The 16,639-nt window shown below is 73.1% G+C and carries 13 protein-coding genes, 1 tRNA gene and 1 pseudogene; 5 read left to right on the top strand and 10 right to left on the bottom strand.

All coding sequences use genetic code 11. The features are described from left to right. Nucleotides 1-650 precede the first annotated feature (650 nt). A complete protein-coding gene (locus tag V9U70_RS13310; protein WP_336675103.1) occupies nt 651-1,646 on the top strand; it encodes an SDR family oxidoreductase in 996 nt (331 codons plus the stop codon). A 107-nt stretch (nt 1,647-1,753) separates the two neighbouring features. On the opposite strand, the gene V9U70_RS13305 is transcribed toward V9U70_RS13310, so the two are convergent. Together V9U70_RS13305 and V9U70_RS13300 are read right to left on the bottom strand one after the other, a co-directional pair. Further along, nucleotides 1,754-1,827, bottom strand: a tRNA-Pro gene (locus tag V9U70_RS13305). A 50-nt stretch (nt 1,828-1,877) separates the two neighbouring features. After that, a pseudogene (locus V9U70_RS13300) lies at nt 1,878-4,531 on the bottom strand (ATP-binding protein). Between the two features lie 110 nt (nt 4,532-4,641). Between V9U70_RS13300 and V9U70_RS13295 the strand changes: the two are divergent. Together V9U70_RS13295 and V9U70_RS13290 are read left to right on the top strand one after the other, a co-directional pair. Then, nucleotides 4,642-5,133: a DUF309 domain-containing protein gene (locus V9U70_RS13295; protein WP_336675031.1), complete on the top strand. Its 492-nt coding sequence runs from the start codon at nt 4,642-4,644 to the stop codon at nt 5,131-5,133. Nucleotides 5,134-5,205: 72 nt separating this feature from the next. Beyond that, nucleotides 5,206-5,754: a hypothetical protein gene (locus V9U70_RS13290; protein ID WP_336675030.1), complete on the top strand. Its 549-nt coding sequence runs from the start codon at nt 5,206-5,208 to the stop codon at nt 5,752-5,754. A gap of 287 nt (nt 5,755-6,041) precedes the next feature. Here the strand turns inward: V9U70_RS13290 and V9U70_RS13285 are convergent, their stop codons facing one another. From V9U70_RS13285 to V9U70_RS13265, 5 genes are all read right to left on the bottom strand, one after another. Beyond that, on the bottom strand, nt 6,042-6,674 hold the full coding sequence (locus tag V9U70_RS13285; RefSeq protein ID WP_336675029.1) for a LutC/YkgG family protein: 633 nt from the start codon (nt 6,672-6,674) through the stop codon (nt 6,042-6,044). Next, nucleotides 6,671-8,221: a lactate utilization protein B gene (locus tag V9U70_RS13280; RefSeq protein ID WP_336675027.1), complete on the bottom strand. Its 1,551-nt coding sequence runs from the start codon at nt 8,219-8,221 to the stop codon at nt 6,671-6,673. The genes V9U70_RS13285 and V9U70_RS13280 overlap by 4 nt, the downstream gene beginning before the upstream one ends. 2 nt (nt 8,222-8,223) lie before the next feature. Further along, nucleotides 8,224-8,985: a (Fe-S)-binding protein gene (locus tag V9U70_RS13275; RefSeq protein ID WP_336675025.1), complete on the bottom strand. Its 762-nt coding sequence runs from the start codon at nt 8,983-8,985 to the stop codon at nt 8,224-8,226. Between the two features lie 204 nt (nt 8,986-9,189). Further along, nucleotides 9,190-9,921 (bottom strand): FadR/GntR family transcriptional regulator, encoded by a 732-nt coding sequence (locus V9U70_RS13270; protein ID WP_336675023.1) that lies wholly within the window; start codon nt 9,919-9,921, stop codon nt 9,190-9,192. A gap of 320 nt (nt 9,922-10,241) precedes the next feature. Then, entirely contained in the window at nt 10,242-10,529 is a 288-nt protein-coding gene (locus tag V9U70_RS13265) for a DUF3040 domain-containing protein (RefSeq protein ID WP_336675022.1), read from the bottom strand. A 177-nt stretch (nt 10,530-10,706) separates the two neighbouring features. On the opposite strand from V9U70_RS13265, the gene V9U70_RS13260 reads away from it, so the two are divergent. Beyond that, on the top strand, nt 10,707-11,579 hold the full coding sequence (locus tag V9U70_RS13260; protein WP_419723979.1) for a DUF2510 domain-containing protein: 873 nt from the start codon (nt 10,707-10,709) through the stop codon (nt 11,577-11,579). A 270-nt stretch (nt 11,580-11,849) separates the two neighbouring features. Continuing rightward, nucleotides 11,850-12,278 (top strand): cold-shock protein, encoded by a 429-nt coding sequence (locus V9U70_RS13255; protein WP_336675019.1) that lies wholly within the window; start codon nt 11,850-11,852, stop codon nt 12,276-12,278. 282 nt (nt 12,279-12,560) lie between these two features. Here V9U70_RS13255 and V9U70_RS13250 read toward each other — a convergent pair whose 3' ends face one another. From V9U70_RS13250 to V9U70_RS13240, 3 genes are all read right to left on the bottom strand, one after another. Then, nucleotides 12,561-13,289: an SDR family oxidoreductase gene (locus V9U70_RS13250; RefSeq protein WP_336675017.1), complete on the bottom strand. Its 729-nt coding sequence runs from the start codon at nt 13,287-13,289 to the stop codon at nt 12,561-12,563. Between the two features lie 552 nt (nt 13,290-13,841). Continuing rightward, entirely contained in the window at nt 13,842-14,873 is a 1,032-nt protein-coding gene (locus V9U70_RS13245) for a methyltransferase (protein WP_336675015.1), read from the bottom strand. A 113-nt stretch (nt 14,874-14,986) separates the two neighbouring features. Beyond that, nucleotides 14,987-16,411 (bottom strand): FAD-binding oxidoreductase, encoded by a 1,425-nt coding sequence (locus V9U70_RS13240; protein WP_336675014.1) that lies wholly within the window; start codon nt 16,409-16,411, stop codon nt 14,987-14,989. Nucleotides 16,412-16,639: the final 228 nt, after the last annotated feature.

The following is a 16,639-nucleotide window of genomic DNA, read 5'->3' as shown; positions in this document are numbered from 1 at the left end:
CCCCGCCCCTCCCGCACACATCCACAGGGCCCACGGGCCCCGGCCGATGCGGGCGCTCAGTCCTGCCTTCTCGCACTCGTCCCGTCCTCGCCCCGCGCTTGCCCCGCGCTTGCTCCGACGACAAGGACACTCCTGGACGCCCCGCCCGGCACCGCCGCCCGGCCCACCGCGGCAACCACGCCGGACCCCTGGGAGAACTGCGCCGGAAACTCGCCGCCGTCGACGCACTCCTCCTCCCATTGCAATCGGTCCCGCGCTCCCGTACGCGCGCCGACGGCTCGCCGCCGGGTTCCGCATGGGGTCGATCGGCAAGTTCGTCGCCGTGCACGACCGGCCCTGGTGGCGGGAGCAGGGGCTGTCCGGGCAGTTGGTGGGCGACGGGCGGCCGATCGACTGCATCTACGAGAGCTGCCACGGCGACCGCCACGTGCTGCTCGGCTTCGTCCGCCCCGAGGACATGCGGCGGCTCCAACGCGTCCCGGAACGGCAGTTCGTGGCGGAGTGCTGTCAGCCGTTCATCACGTACTTCGGGCCGCAGGCCACCCGGGAGGCGGACTACGGCTTCGTTTGCTGGGGCAGGGGTGTGTGGTCGCGCGGAGACCCGGTCGCGGTGAGCGTCCTTCGGGGTCCTCTCCCGGCACGGACGTGCCCTGCGGGAACCGATCGGCGGCGCCCGCACCCCGGGTCCGGAACTGGCCCGTCACACCTCGCACGCCTTGGCGGTGGACCTGGGCACCCCGGAGGGGCCCGCCGCCCTGGCCGCGTACGCCCTGGAGAAGCTCGGACACCTCGACATCCTGGTGAACAACGTGGCCAGCGCCGTCCCGCAGAAGGGCGGCTTCCTGACGGTCGACGACGAGCTGTGGCAGACCGAGTTCGACCTGACGTTCCTCAGCGCCGTCCGGACCGCCCGGGCCTGCCTGCCGAGCCTGCTGGAGCGGCGTGGCACCGTCATCAACATCAGCTCCGCGCACGCCCGGGTGCCGCTGCCGTCGGTGGCGGCGTGCTCGGCGGCGAAGGCGGCCCTGACCAATCTGTCCAAGGCCCTGTCGGAGGAGTTCGCTCCGCTGGGTCTGCGGGTCAACACCGTGACGCCGGGCCTGGTCCGCACCGGCGTGTGGACGGAGCCGGGCGGCGAGGGTGCGCGGATACGGGGAGGGGCGGCCGGGCCGGCGCGCCGACGCCGGGGCCGGCACGGATGCCAGACGGCGGACGGTACGTCCCCGTGGTCGCGCTCCGGGCTCGCGAAACCGGCCTGCGGTGGCGGTGCGTTCTCAGCCGTGATCGCGTCCCGAGTCGGCGCGTCGCGCCGTACGCACCAGCGGCCCGTCGCGGATGCGGCCCGCGAGGCGGCCGCGTCTGCGCCCCTCGTCCTGCGCGACACCCCCACGGGGACGCCGTTGCCACCGAACTCGGCTACGAGCATTTGCGGCGCCACGACCTCCGGCACACCGGATGGACCTGGTTCGCCGATGCCGGGGCGCGGGCGCACGTCCGCCGCAGGATCGCCGGTCACGGGTGGCCGACCATCACCCAGCGTTAATCGCGCTCGAAGACCCACAAGGTCCCGGCAGCCGGAGCGGCGCTCTCGGCACACCTCAACGTGCTGCGCGCACCACGCTCACTGCCGAGCCCCATCGTCATGACCCGCTGACCCGGTCAAGGACGCCGGACCTCCAGCTGGTCCCCAAAAATGATCAAGGGCCGGTCTCGGATTGCTCCGAAACCGGCCCTGATCTGCGACTGTCTCCAGTCGGGACGACAGGATTTGAACCTGCGACCCCTTGACCCCCAGTCAAGTGCGCTACCAAGCTGCGCCACGTCCCGATGCGTGTCCCCCCGGTTGCTCCGGGCGGCCGCGCAGGACAAACATTACCTCACTCCGAGGACCGGATCGACGCCCGTGCCTGTTGGGCGCGGGCGGCCAGCCCTTCGGCCCCGCAGGTCATGGCCTGCTTCTGAGCGCGGGCCAATTCACGGTGCGAGCCGATCGCGATGCCGTAGTCGACCCGGGCCAGAGCGTGTTCGTAGGCCGACGGAGACTTCTCCAGGTGGCGGACGGATTCGGCGAGCAGCTGCGCCGCCTCCTCGGGCGGTGCGAAGAGGGAGAGGCAGCGCAGGGCCTCCCCTATGGCGGTGGGCGTGCCGAACCGCTCGGCGTGCACGCGGGCGCGGGTGGCCAGATGGGCGGCGCGGGCCGGGTCGTCCTCGGCCAGGGCACGGGCGAGGTCACCGGCCCAAGGAGCCCAGACGCCGTTGAAGCGCTCGCGCGCCTCCAGCGCGGCGCCCGCCGCTTCGAGCTCGGCGACGGCCTCCTCCTTGCGGCCTTCCGCGAGCAGCAGGCGACCGCGTACGCACGGGGCGTCGGGCAGCACCATGGCGCTGGGGTAGGGCGGGCCGAAGGAGTAGCGGTCGGCGATCTTACGGGCCTCGTCCCTGCGTCCGCGGCCGAGCAGGGTGTCGATGAGCAGGCAGGCCGCGTCCCAGTGCACAGGGAGCCCGGAGCCGACGCGGTCGGCGAGCCGCAGTCCTTCGCGCAGGAAGCCCTCGGCCTCGGCGAGACGGCCGCGACGGCGGTGGACCATGCCGAGCAGGGTGTGGGCGAACGCGAGGTGCGCCCCGCTCCAACCGGAGATCTCGAAGGCCCGCACCGCTTCGCCGAAGAGGCTCTCGGCACGGTCCAGCTGGTCGGTGAAGGCGTAGGTGATGCCCACCATCGTGGGGAACTCGAAGCCCCATTCGGCGTCGGTCCAGCCGAGGCCGCGAGCGGGGCTCCCGTCGATCAAAGCACGTTCACAGAGGTCGACGACGAGCTGGGCGTTCTCACCGCGCAGCATGGCGTCGAAGGCCCGCAGGGTGAGCAGCGCCCGCTCGGCGTTGTCGCGGCCCTTGAGGTGGCCCGCGTTGCGGGTGAGCCGCCGGGAGCGGGCCGGGCCGTCGTCCTCGGTGGCCTGCATGCCCTCCCACATGAAGTGCGCGGCCTGCAGCCGCATCAGTCCGGGGCCCGGCGCCGTGCGCGCCGCCTCGGCGGCCAGCGCCAGGGCCGCGTCCTTGAGCTGGTTGTTGTGGGCGAACGCGGCGGCGAGCCGGAAGGTGGCGTCGACCCGCAGCCCGTCGTCGAGTCCCGGCATGTCGAGCGCGTCGCGCAGATGCCGCACCGTGGTGGCGGGGAGCTGAGCAGCGTCGCACAGCCCAGTTCGTAGAGCAGAACGGCCCGGTCCTTGGGGCGGGGCGGCTCCTCCAGGGCGCGTTCCAGACACCGCCGGGCCGCTTCGGGCGCGCCGACGGCGAGGTGCTGGCCGGCGGCTTCGCGGAGCTGGGCGACCAGCTCCTGGTCGTCGTCGGGGTGGACCTCCAGGAGATGCCGGGAGGCCGCGGCGGCCCCGAGGCCGGCGCGGGTGATCGCCCACGCGGCGCGTCCGTGCATGGCGGTGCGGGTGGCCGGCGGGATGGAGCGGTAGACGGCGGTGGCGATCAGCGGGTGGACGAACTCCAGCGGGTCGAATCCGCTGACGATACGGGCGTCGCGCAGCCGCGCCGTGCAGTCGGCGGCCTCCGCGGAACTCATCCCCGCGAGGGTGGCGGCCAGCTCCTGGGAGATGTCCGTCCCCAGGACCGCGGCGGCCCAGGCGAACCGGTTGGCGTTCGTGCCGAGCCGTTCCAGCCGGGCGACGAGTCCGCTGCCCCGGGCGGAGGCGCCCAGCTCGCGGAGCTCTCCGGCCGACTCCTCCACCGGCGGCAGCTCGCGGTCCTGGACCTTGGCGACCAGCTCGACGGCCTCGTACGGGTTGCCGCCGGTGACGGCCCACACCTCGCGGCAGAACGGGTCGTCCGCGTGCTCGCCCAGGCCCGCGCGGACCAGTACGGCGGTGGCGTCGGGCGTCAGCGCGCGCAGGGCGACCCGGGTGACCCCGCCCTGGCTGCCCGAGTCGGCCTCGGCCTCGCGGTCGGCGATGTAGCCGGCGTTGCGTTCGGCCAGCTCCTGCGGTCGGTGCGCCTGGACGACGAGGACCGGGAGCTTGCCGAGGCGGGCGGTGAACGAGGCCAGCCAGGCGAGGGACTCGCCGTCCGCCCAGTGCGCGTCGTCCACGATGAGCAGCAGGGGCCGGTGACTGAGGCGGGACGCGAGCCGGCCGACGACGAAGTCCAGGCCGTCGCGCACACCCTGCGGGTCGGGCAGCGGGCCCTTCGGCTCGGCCAGGCCGAGGGCCGGGGCTGTGGTCTCGTACCAGTCTCCGAACAGGGCGCGGGTCTCGTCGGGCGGGAGCTGCTCGAACGCGGGGTGCAGCAACTGCCGCACCACGTGGAAGGGCACGGAGGTGACGGTCTCGCCGCCCCGGGCGGACCAGATCGTGCAGCGGTCCGCGGCCATCGCTCTGATCTCGGCCAGCAGTGCGGTCTTGCCGATCCCCGCCTCTCCACTGAAGACCAGGAGTCCGCCGACGGCCTGCGCACCGCACAGGGCGTCCACCGCCTCCGCAGCGGCGGCGATTTCCGGTTCACGCTCGTACAACGGCCGGGACGGCTTCATGCCTACCCTTCCCCACAGTGGCGATCTGTCAACGGTCGAGCGTAGTCGTGCGCGGGTGCTCACCGACACAGTTCGGCCGATTCCCCGCAGGTACGGGGCACAATCGAGTAGTGGACGAGACGCGCAGAGACCGTGATGACGAGGGCCGGGCGCGCAACGCGCGCCCCCGCGACGGGCTGGGCCGCCCGCTGCCGTACGGGACGCCCGGCGTCGAACGACAGCCGGAGGGGATCGTCCGGTCGCCTCCTCAGACGCTCGGGGAGGCGCAGCGGCTGCTGGACGCGGGGATGCCGTTCCATGCGCACGAGGTGTTCGAGGACGCCTGGAAGTCGGGCCCCGAGGAAGAGCGTGAACTCTGGCGGGGGCTGGCGCAGCTCGCGGTGGGGCTGACGCACGCGGCGCGCGGCAACGCCGCCGGCGGGGCGCGGTTGCTGCGCCGGGGCTCCGCGGCGATCACTCCGTACGGCGAGGACCCGCCGCACGGGGTACACGCCGTGGGACTGGCCGCCTGGGCAAGGGAGTTGGCCGACCGGGTCGAGGCGGGTACGCCGGTGGACGCGGCGGCCGAGGCGCCCCGGCTCCTGGAGCAGGCCCTCGGCTGACGGCGCCGTCCGAGCGGCGGAAGGCCCCGGTCCGCGGACCCGGGCCGCGCGCAGCTACTACGATCCGGCTCCATGAGCACTTCTGACCAGGACCAGCGTCAAGACCGGCGCGCGGGCGGGCCGAACGGCGAGGCGTCCGACCAGGGCCGGGGCGCCGACGCCCCGATAGCCGAGGCCGTGGCGGCGCCGGAAGCCGTCGCGGAAGCGGACGAGCGGGGGGCGCGGGAGGTCGCTGACGCCCAGGAGCCGCCGGGGGGCCCGGGCGGCCGGGGTGACGAGGACGGTGCGGACGTCCGGAGCGTCCGGGAAGGCCAGAACGGCCGAAAGAGTCCGGACGGCCAAGACGGCCCGGGGCCGGAGGGCGGCCGGCTGACGCCACGCCAGGCCCGTCGGCTGCGGATCGGGCTCTCCGCCGTGGGCATGGCGGCGATGGCCGTCGTTCTCGCCCTGCGGATCGCGAGCCGTTCGTCGCTCCTGGTCGTCGGCGTGTACGGACTCGCACTCATCCTGTGCGGCGTGGTGATCGAGCTGAGCCGAAACGGTCGTACCCGGCTCGGCAGCTGGCTGTTGGGCGCCGGTCTGCTGGCCGCTGTCGGCGCGGACTGGGCGCTCCTGCCCTGACGCGGCGTCGCCCTGGTTCACGGCAACAGCTGGAGCCCGCCTGCCGCGACCGCGCCGATGGGGGCCCGTCGCAGAGCTCGTCGCGGTTCGCAGCCGCCGCGCGGAGGCCACCTTGGCCGGCGCCGATCGCCCGGTCAGGCGTGCGGGCGCGCTGTGGCGTCGTCCGAAGGGCGCCCCCTGGCGCCTCTTCCCGCGCACGGTCGACGAAACCCTGGAGCCGGTGCCCGGGGCGGTGGCAGTCGGCCACGGACGGCGTCGGAGCGAAGAGGGCCCCGGGGCGGGGAGCCTCACGCGTCGGTGCGGATCACCACCGCCAGGGTGCGGGGGCCGTGTACGCCCTCCACGCGCTCCAGCTCGATGTCGGACGTCGCCGACGGGCCGCTGATCAGCGTCGTCGGCCGCTCGGGCGTCAGCCGGGCCACCGCCTCCGGCACGCCCGCCTCGACGGTGGAGAGGTCGACCACGCACAGATGCAGGTCGGGGACGAGCGACAGCGCCCGGCGTCCCTGGTCGGGTGAGCCGTCGAGGAAGATCGTCCCGGTCTCGGCGCAGCCCACGGCGGACGCCGTCACCACCGCGTCCAGGGCGTCGAGTCGCGGAGCGGGTACGGCGAAGTCGTCGTGCAGCACCTCGCCGTCGTAGAGCGCGAGCCAGCGCGTGTCGAGGCCGGCCGGGACGCCGATCCTCCGCACGCCGTGCCCCCGCAGCACTCCGGCCACCACCTCTGCGGTGCGGTCGCTCGCGCAGGGGTGCACTTGCGCCCGGTAGTCCAGCAGTCGGCCGGTGAACAGGGCGAGCCGTTCGTCCTTCGGCATCACCCGTCCGGCGCGGTAGTCGCGCGGGATCGCGACGGCGGGCGTCGGGGCCAGGGCCAGGGCGTCGCGGACCCGGCCGAGCACGGTCTCGCGGGCGCTGGTCATGTCGCGTCCTCCTCGTCATTCCCGCCCCGGTGGGCGGTGTCGTGTGCGTCGGCCGCGGCTCGCAGGGCGGCGGCGCCCTCCTTCGAGGCCAGCCAGGAGCGGAACGTCTGCCGGGGCGGGGCGGGCAGGTCGCGGCTGTCGCTCCACCCGCTGAACGGCGGGGGCAGCCGGGAGAGGGTCCCGTCGCGCCCGGCGACGACGCGGCCGAGACCGGACGCCTTCTGCGCGGCCGTGTAGAGGGCCGGCCGCCGCATCACGGCTGCGGCCCCCTTCATGGCCAGCTTCTCCGGGGTGAGGCCGGTCCGCTCGGTGTGCTGGTGGCGCAGCTCGACGAGCAGCGACGGGATGTCGATCTTGACGGGGCAGGCGTCGAAACAGGCTCCGCAGAGGCTGGAGGCGTACGGCAGCGAGCTGTTCGGATCGTCCTTCACCGCGTGCATCCCGGCCAGCTGCGGGGTGAGGACCGCGCCGATGGGTCCGGGGTAGGTCGACCCGTAGGCGTGGCCGCCGGTGCGTTCGTACACCGGGCACACGTTCAGACACGCGGAGCAGCGGATGCAGTGGAGAGCCGCGCGCCCGACGGCGTCCGCGAGGGCGGCGGTGCGCCCGTTGTCGAGGAGGACCAGGTGGAAATCCTGGGGGCCGTCCCCCGGCGTCACCCCCGTCCACAGCGAGGTGTAGGGGTTCATCCGCTCCCCCGTCGAGGAGCGCGGCAGCAGTTGGAGGAAGACCTCCAGGTCCCTGAAGCGCGGGAGCACCTTCTCGATGCCCATGACGGTGACGAGGGTGTCGGGCAGGGTCAGGCACATGCGGCCGTTGCCCTCGGACTCGACGACGGCGAGGGTGCCGGTCTCTGCGACGGCGAAGTTGGCGCCGGAGACCGCCACCTTCGTGGTCAGGAACTTCTCGCGCAGATGGGCGCGCGCGGCGGCCGCGAGGTGGGCGGGGGCGTTGTCCAGCGCTGGATCGACGCCGGGAATGCCGTCCAGGAAGATCTGCCGGATCTCGTCGCGGTTGCGGTGGATGGCGGGGACGAGGATGTGGGAAGGCCTGTCGCCGGCGAGCTGGACGATGAGTTCGGCGAGATCGGTCTCGTACGGGGTGATGCCCACCGATTCCAGGTGCTCGTTGAGCCCGGTCTCCTGGGTGGCCATCGACTTGACCTTGATGACCTCGTCGCCGCCCGTGGCCTTCACCAGGCGGGCGACGATCTCGTTGGCCTCGGCCCCGTCGCGGGCCCAGTGGACGGTGCCGCCGCGTTCGGTGACCTCGCGCTCCAGTTGTTCCAGGAGTTCGGGCAGCCGGTTCAACGCGTCGGCCTTGATGGCGGAGCCCGCCTCCCGCAGTGCCTCCCAGTCGGGCAGCTCACCCGTGACGCTCAGGCGCTTGGCGCGGATGGCGCCGGTGGCGCGCCCGAGGTTGCGGCGGAGCTGGTCGTTGCCCAGCTCCTCGCGTGCGGCCCTCGGGAAGGCCTGCTCGCCCCGGAGGTTGCCGGTGCCGTACGGGGAGCGCGGCGGTGGGGCGGGCATGCCGAGGAACGTGCTCATGCTCAGGCCTCCGTCAGGGCGTCGGGCGTGGCGCGGGTGGCCGCGAGGATGCGGGCGAGGTGCAGGGTGCGGGCTCCGGACCCCGCCCGGGAGAGCCCGCCGCCGATGTGCATCAGGCAGGAGGAGTCCCCGGCGGTGCAGACCTCGGCCCCGGTGGCTGTGACGCTGTCCGTCTTGTCGCGGAGCATCGCGGCGGAGGTCGCGGCGTTCTTCAGGGCGAACGTGCCGCCGAATCCGCAGCAGGTGTCGGCGTCCGGCAGCTCGACGAGGTCGATGGCCTCGACCGCGCGCAGCAGCCGGAGCGGTCTGTCGCCGACCCTGAGCATGCGCAGCGAATGGCAGGTGGGGTGGTAGGTCACCCGGTGCGGGAAGTACGCGCCGACGCGGGTGAGGCCGAGGACGTCGACGAGAAGCTCGGACAGCTCGTACGTCTTGCCCGCGACGGCGTCGACCTCGGCGCGGAGCGCGGCGTTGCCGTAGCGGTCGGCGACGAGCCGGTGCTGGTGGCGCACCGAACCGGCGCAGGAGCCCGAGGGCATCACGACCGCCTCGATCGAGGTGTCGCCGAACGCGTCCGCGAAGTCACGTACCAGGGGCACGGGTTCGCGCTGGTAACCGGTGTTGATGTGCATCTGTCCGCAGCAGGTCTGGCCCGGCGGGAACACGATGTCGTGTCCCAGGCGTGTGAGCAGGACAGCGGTGGCCTTCACCGCGTCGGGGAAGAGCGTGTCTCCCAGACAGGTGGCGAAGAGTCCGATGCGCATGGGGCCTCCTGGTCGGATTCGCTGCGGCGGCCTGGCTGTCCGTCGCCTTCACCATGATGTTTTTATGGTCGGACCATACTGGAGGGAAGTCGCCCACGGAACCACGGGCACGCGCTCCCACCGCTCCCGGCAGCGGTCCGCCGGGCCCACCGCCGGCCTTCTCCACAGCCTCCGCAGCGCTCCCACGAGCCCGTGAGGTGGCTACTACGAAGCCGCCGGCCCCTCCACCAACGTCCCGTGCAGACCCCGGATATGACGCTCCGCCAGGTCGGCCGCCCCCGCTGCCCTCCCCTCACGCACCAGCGCGAGCAGGGCCGCGTGGTCGGCGTTGAGCGCCCGAGCGGTGGCCGACCAGTCGTCGGCGGCCTCCAGGGCCCGGAGAATCAGGGGGCGCACGGATTCGCGTACCGCGGAGGTGAGTGTGGAGGTCAGGGCGTTGCCGGAGCTGCGGGCGATCAGCACGTGGAAGCGGGTGTCCAGATCGTTGAAGCCGCTCACCCCGATACCCGGCTCCGCCATGCCCTCGACCAGACGCTCCGCCGCGTCGAGGTCGTCGGCGGGGGCGTGGCGCGCGGCGGCCTCGAAGCTGGACCGCTCCAGGAGGACACGCGCCTCCAGCACGTCGTGGAGGCTGTAGCTGCCGAGGGCGAAGTGCAGGCGCAACAGCCGGCCGAGGGCGTCGTCCGGGTTGCGCACGATGCGCGCCCCGGCGTCGGGCCCCCGTCCGGGCTGGGCCACCAGGACGCCGATCGTCTCCAGGACGCGCAGCGCCTCCCGCAGGGCGGAGCGGCTGACGCCGAGCACCGGAGCCAGTTCCCGTTCGGGCGGCAGCCGGTCGCCGGCGCGGAGCTCGCCGGCGAACACCCGTTCCTCGATGCTGCGGAGTACGAGTTCATGCGTGCGGGACTGCTGTACGGGCTGCCATTCGACGGGCATCCGTCACCCCCCTGCGTCGGCCGGTTACGGATGTGCAGCCTATGTCACACGCCATGTGTGGTCGGGCCGTGCGCAGCGGACGTCGGGAGCCTCTTCGGGAGTCAGGCCGCCACCGGAGCCGGGCCGCCGCCGCGCACGCCACCCGCAGTGTCCGACCCCTACCGCTACCGCGCACGCCGCCGTGCACGTGCCCGAAAGCGTCGACGGCGTTCACGGGGCGCCCGGACCAGGGGGCGCAGGGGCCCGGCGGCCCGGGCCGGGTGGTGTGCGGCGCCGGGCCGAGGGCGCAGGCGCGTGCCGCCCTCCGTCCGGCGCCCGGCTCAACGGCCCCCGGGCGTCTTCCGGTCGCGCCGGCGTCTGCGCCGTGGATCGAAGAGCTGGGCCGCCGCTCCGCAGACGACCAGCCCCGTGGCGATCAGGAGGCCGTGAGCCATGGCGATGCCGGCGCCGAGTGCGGCGGACCCGGCGGCGAGCCACAGCCAGGCGGTGCGCCGGTGGTACGCGCGCGGCTCGCGCGCAGCGCTGCCCGCCATCGCCTCGGCGAACCAGGGATCATCGTGACACAGCCGCTTCTCCAGATGGCGCAGCCGCTCGTCGTAGGTGCACATGGGCCTCCTTTCGGCACGTGAACCTCCGAGGCCCCCCGCCGGCCCCGGTGCGGCGCGGGGCGTGCCCCTCGGGCTCCGCCCCTCATGGTCCCCGGGCCGGGGCCGGCGGGGACAGTCGCGCGCGGGCGGTTCATGTGATTCTCACCCGGCCCGCATAAGGTGCACGACGTGACCCAGATGACCCCGCCCGGCTGGCATCCAGACCCCGGGCACTCAGGAAAAGGCCCCGCCCAGGAACGCTGGTGGGACGGCGCGCGGTGGACCGGCCACGTCCGCGCGTCGCCCGCCGCGATGCGCCGTCGCCGCGTTCGCGTCGGCGTCGGCGTGGTCGTCGGCGCCGTGGTGCTCGCCTCCATCGGGGGCGGTGTGTACCTGCTGGGCGAGGAGGGCGGGCGGCCGGGCGCCGCGGCCTCCTCGCCGTCCGCGAGCCCCGACGCGCCGGACGCCGGCCGAAAGGACAGCGGGAGGGGCAGCGAGGACAACGGCCCCGGCGAGCCGGCCCCGCCGACGGAACCGGGATTCGCCACGGACCTGGCGGCGGGGATCAGCCTGCCGGTGCCCGAGGGCTGGGAGGGCAGGTCCGGGGCGGTCGGCGCCGGGCTGACGACGGGGGAGCACCCCTGCCCCGGAGACACCGCTGAGACCTGCGTGCGCGGCGGAGTGTTCTCGGCTCCGGCGGCGGCCCTGGAGCTGGCCGAGGGGACCCCTGAGGAGGTGGCGAAGAAGGACATCGCCGTCAACGCCGAGGAGTCCTACGGAGGGGAGACCTACGGGAAGATCACCTCGCACGAGGAGCTGAAGTCCGAAGCCGTCACCGTCGCGGGCCAGAAGGGCTACGCGGTGCGGTGGAAGGTGGTGACGGAGAAGGGCGACGACGGCTACGTGGAATCGCTGGTGTTCCCCTCCCCCGCCTCCACCGGCATGCTCGTCGTGGTCCGGTCCGGGTTCGACGTCAACAAGGCCGCGCCGAAGCTCTCGGTCCTGGACGAGATCACCCGGGGGATCAAAGCCGCTTCAGGTCCCGGCGGCGCCAACGGCGGGGCGGCCTGAGGCCCCCACCGCGGGAGCGGCGGCACGCCGGCCCTTCGGCTCCGGAGCCCGCCGTGCTCGCCGTTCCGCCGCCCTCCGTACTCGGTGCGCGGCGGGCCGGTCACCGGCCCTTTGGCCGTCGGCCGCGCCGACGGGCCTGTCGCCCCCGATTCCCCGCGTATAGCCTGTGGGCGCGATCGGCCGGGCTCGACGGGAGCCGCCGACCGGCCGCGTGTGCGGTTGCACGATGTACAGGCGCCGAGCGTTTCATCGAAAAGTGTGGGGCTGATTATGGCTACGGGCAAGGTCATCCGGTTCGACGAGGTGCGCGGATACGGATTCGTCTCACCCGACGGCGGCGGCTCCGACGTGTTCCTCCATGTCAACGACCTCCTGATCGACAAGTCGCTGATCAGCCCCGGTGTCGTCGTGAGTTTCGCCCTGGAGGACGGCGACCGCGGCCTGAAGGCGTCCGCCGTCTCCCTCGCGAGCGACCCTCTGCTCTCCGCCTCCCGCACGGGTCCGCGTGCGGCGCCGGCGCCGAGCGCTCCGGCGGATCTGGACGACCCCACGTGCGAGGTCCTCTCCGTCAAGGACTTCACCGACGAGGTCACGGAGACCCTGCTCGTCAGCAAGCCGGCGCTGACCGGTGAGCAGATCCTGAACGTCCGGGAGCGCCTGGTGCGTGCCGCCGTGAGCCACGGGTGGGTCGAGGCGTAGGCAGGAGCGGCACCGGGGCGACAGCCCGCCAGCGGTTGAGTGTTGACGAAGCGTCAGAAAACTTGGCGGGGTGCGGACCCGTCAGCGGTGACCGTCCGTCCGGTTCGTGAGGACGCACGGGGAGACCAGGCGATCACCGCGTCGGCCCGGCGCTCCCGGCGCAGGACCCGGGGCGGCGGCGGTCGGCGAGAGCCAGCGGCCTCGGCCCCTCGGCGGCCTGTGCCGCCCGTGCCGCCCTGGCCAGAGCGACGGCGTAGCTCCGCGACGCGAGCCCCGTGGCCCTCAGGGCCAGGACGACTCGCTGCGCGGGACGACGACGAGCTCCGGAACGACACTGCCGACGGGTACGGACAGGGCGTAGAGCAGCGTGTCCGCCACGATGTCCGGGCTCTGGAGCTTCGACGTGTCGGCGTCGGGGAAGCGTTCGAGAACGAAGGGGGTCTCCATGCCGCCGGCGATGATGCCGGTGACTCCGATGGCGGGGCAGTCGCGCTGCGCTTCCTTGAACAGCGTATGGGTGAAGGCGCGCAGGCCCGATTTCCCGGCCGCATAGGCCCCGGCCTCCGTCCACGTCCGGTTCGACGCCGTGGACAGGATATTGATGATGTGGCCCCCGCCGCGGCGGATCATGCGCCGGTAGGATTCCAGGCAGAGGTACATCGGTCCGAGGAGATTGGTGGTGACGACGCGGGTCACTTCCTCGGCAGAAAGGTGTTCGATGGGCTTGGAGACGTCCACCGCCGCATTGTTGACCAGAATGTCGACGCCTTGGTCCGCCTGGTCGAGTGCGCGGTAGGCGGCAGCCACCGCGGCGGCGTCGCGCACATCCAGTTCGATGGACTCCGCCTCGCAGCCCTCGTCCTTCAAGCGCCGGCAGTGGGCCTGCGCCTGCTCGGCGCGCACGTCCGCTACCAGCACCGACGCACCGGCGCGTGCCAGGCTCGTGGAGATCGACGCGCCCAGCCCCCGTGCGCCTCCGGTGACCAGGGCCCGTTTTCCCTGGAGATTCACATGCGGTGATTCAGTCATGGCACTCCCTTTATCGAGTCCGACCGGCCCACGGACGCAGCGAAAATTACCACGCAGCGTGCGGAAAGCCGGGATATACGATTGCCTTTCGCGTCGAAACCGGCGGTGCCCGCCGGAGATGCGGGGATGACTCGACCAGGGGCGTCCGGCGGACACCGCGCGGCTACGTTTACGGCTGTGCGCGGGGAGAGTGACGTGGGCCAAAGGGATGAGAAGCCGTCGAAGGCTCGATGAAGAGGGCCGGGCCAGCATGTCGCCTTCGGATGCGGAATCCACCGGGGCGTGAGGCGCGGACGAAGTGGTCCAGCCGTTTGAGGGCGGCGGCGACCGGGCCCGCGTTCCGCCGTGGCGAGCGCACCGGGCCTGCGACGCAGTCATCACGCCGGGGCAGGCCTGGCCGGGGTGTCGCGGGGCCTACCGTTCTCTTCGCGCCCGGCCGGACGGCTCTGTGCGAGCGCCGGGACGGATAGCCCGCCCCGGCGCTCGCACACGCTCGTCGTGGTCCGGGCCCGTCGTGGCCCTGGCCCGGCGGTGTCAGTCCCGGCGGGTCTCCAGGATGCGCAGGTCGTCGCTGACCGGAACCGTGCGCACGACGCGCAGGCCCGCCCGCTCGGCCAGGGCCCGGTAGTCCGACTCCGGCCGGTCCTGCCCGCCCACCAGGACGGTCAGCAGCAGACCCCGGAACAGGGCTTCCTGGTCGGACTCCTCGTCCACCACGCCCTCGATGATCAGCAGGACGGAGTCCGGCCGCATCGCCTCCTTGATCTGCTGGAGGATGCGCACGATCGTGTCGTCGTCCCAGTCGTGCAGGGCGCGCTTGATCGTGTAGAGGTCCGCACCGGCGGGCACCTGTTCGAAGAAGTCCCCGGCGACGACCTCGTACCGCCCGGCGACGCCCGCCGCCTCCAGGCGTGCTTGGGCGAGGGGCACGATCTCGGGGCGTTCGAGGATCGTGCCGGACACCTGGGGGTGCTCGGTGAGGATCGCGGCCAGGAGACTGCCGAGCCCGCCCGCGACGTCGACCACCGTCCGGGCCCCGGAGAAGTCGTACGTCCTGGCGACCCCGGTGCTCTCCTCCCGCGACACGGCGTTCATGGCCGCGTTGAACCGCTCCTTGGCGTCCGGGTCGTTCTTGGTCAACTCCCAGAACGACACCCCGCCGTTGGCGACCTCGAAGGAGGACTCACCGGTGCGCACCGAGTGCAGGAGGTCGCCCCACGCCGCCCAGTGCCAGTTCGCCGCCATGAACCGCGCGTCGGTGGACTCGGCGTTTCCCGGCTCGGTGACGAGCACGGCCGACAGCGGCGACTGGGAATAGGTGTGGCCGTCCGCATGCCGCTGGAAGACCCCGAAGGCGGACAGCGCGCGCAGCAGACGGCCGAGCGTCCGGGCGTGCGTGCCGGTCAGCTCGGCCAGTTCGGCCACGGTGCGCTCGCCCTGTTCCAGCAGGTCCGGCAGGCCCAGCTCGGCGGCGACGTGGATGGCGCGCGCCCGCCACGCCCCCTGGAGCAGCTCCACCATCTGCTTGTTCGGGCCCTTGTCCGCTGTGTCGACGTGCTCGTTCATCCGTGTCTCCGTAATCGCTCGGCTGGCTGGGTCGGCTGGTGAGCAGAGGAGCGGCGTTCCGAGAGCGGGCGGTCCCCGGGGGCTCCGGGGACCGCCCTGGGAGGTGAGGGCGGCTACGCCTCTGGGGGAACCGGCGGGATGTTGTGGTTGACGCGGAACATGTTGCCGGGGTCCCACTCGGTCTTCAGGGCGCGCAGCCGTGCGTAGGCCTCGGGGGTGTACGCCTGGCTCACGTAGGCGGCGTCGGTGTGGGCGACGCCGGCCATGAAGTTGAGCATCCGGGTGCCGCTGTCCCAGGGCTCGAAGAGTTCCACGACCCGGTCCTGGTCCGCCAGTACGGCATCGTCCTCACCGATGCCCAGCACTCCGGCCGCGTACACCTGGAAGGGGGCGTCGACGTGGGCGACGGCGTTGGGCGCCTTCGGGGGGCGGGCCAGCGCTCCGCCGAGCTGACGGAGCTCCAGGCCCACCGCGCTCTGCTTGCCGGGGCCGACCTGGGAGAGAACGGCGTCGACCACGTCGTGGTCGAAGCGGCTGAGCTGGAAGGTGTTGATGTGGTAACGGCCGGGCGTGGGCGGGTCGTTGTGGATGGTGCCCACCTCGGTGTACGGCATGTCCACGACCGTGTCGAGCAGAGTGGGGGCGAGGTCGCGCAGCGGCTGGATGAGCCGCGCGCCCTCCTCCGGCGAGCCGAGGTAGCACAGCCGCAGATGGAGGGCGAACTTGCCGCGCAGCTCCGGCGGGACCCCGTCGGCGTCGGGCCAGTCGAGCATGAAGAACGAGGAGCTCATCTCCTCGGGCGTCCCGGCGGCCCACTCGCTGTAGAAGTGCAGCACCTCGGCGGCGGACTCGGCCGGGAAGAAGAGGCCGCCGCCGTAGACCCGCTCCACCTCGAACAGCCCGACCTCGATGGCCGTCACGACGCCGAAGTTGCCCTTGCCTCCGCGCAGCGCCCAGAAGAGGTCCGGGTTCTCCTCCTCCGTGGCGACCCGCAGTTCGCCGTCCGCGGTGACGACCTCGATGCGCCGTACGTGGTCGGCCGCGTATCCGTGGCGCCGCGCCAGGACGCCGATGCCTCCGCCCAGCGTGTAGGAGACGGCGCCGACGAAGGGGGCCGAGCCGTTGAGAGGTGCGAGGCCGTGCTCGGCCGCGGCCGGCAGGACCTCCTCCCACAGCACCCCGGCCTCCAGCCGCGCCACGCGCCGCTCGGGGTCCACCTCGACCCCGTTCATCGCGCGGGTCGCCAGGAACAGGGTGTTCTCGTCGGCGGGCAGGGCCGCGCCGTGGCCGGTGGTCTGGACCGCGACCGCCCAGTCGTGGTCGCGGGCGAAGCGGACCGACTCCACGACGTCCTGAGCGTTCGCGACGGCGACGACCACCGCCGGACGGTGCTCGACGGCGCGGTCGAAGCCGTTCACGCGCTCGGTGTACCCGGGCTCGTCCGGCAGGAAGACCTCACCCCTCACACGGTCGGCGAGTTGGCGCACCTCTTCGGCGGACAGGGCCGCCTTGTCCGACCCGCTCCTGTGCTCGCTCACTTGTCGCCCTTCTGTTCCGTCTTCTGTTCCGTGGTGCTGTTCGTTCGTTCCTCGTCCTGCCGACACCGGCTGTGGTGACATGGACCAGGGGCACCGCGTGTGTTCCGCGACAGTACTGAAGCCGCGGTGGCTCACCGTCCGGAATGAGCCACGACGGCCGGCGCCGGGGGGGGGGGGGGGGGGGGGGGGGGGGGGGGGGGGGGGGGGGGGGGGGCGGGGGGGGGGGGG

Origin of the sequence: Streptomyces pratensis, assembly GCF_037137275.1 — a bacterium.
GTDB classification, from domain to species: domain Bacteria; phylum Actinomycetota; class Actinomycetes; order Streptomycetales; family Streptomycetaceae; genus Streptomyces; species Streptomyces pratensis_B.
The sequence above is the reverse complement of the archived record's forward strand: the minus strand, read 5'-3'. Positions and strand labels throughout refer to the sequence as shown.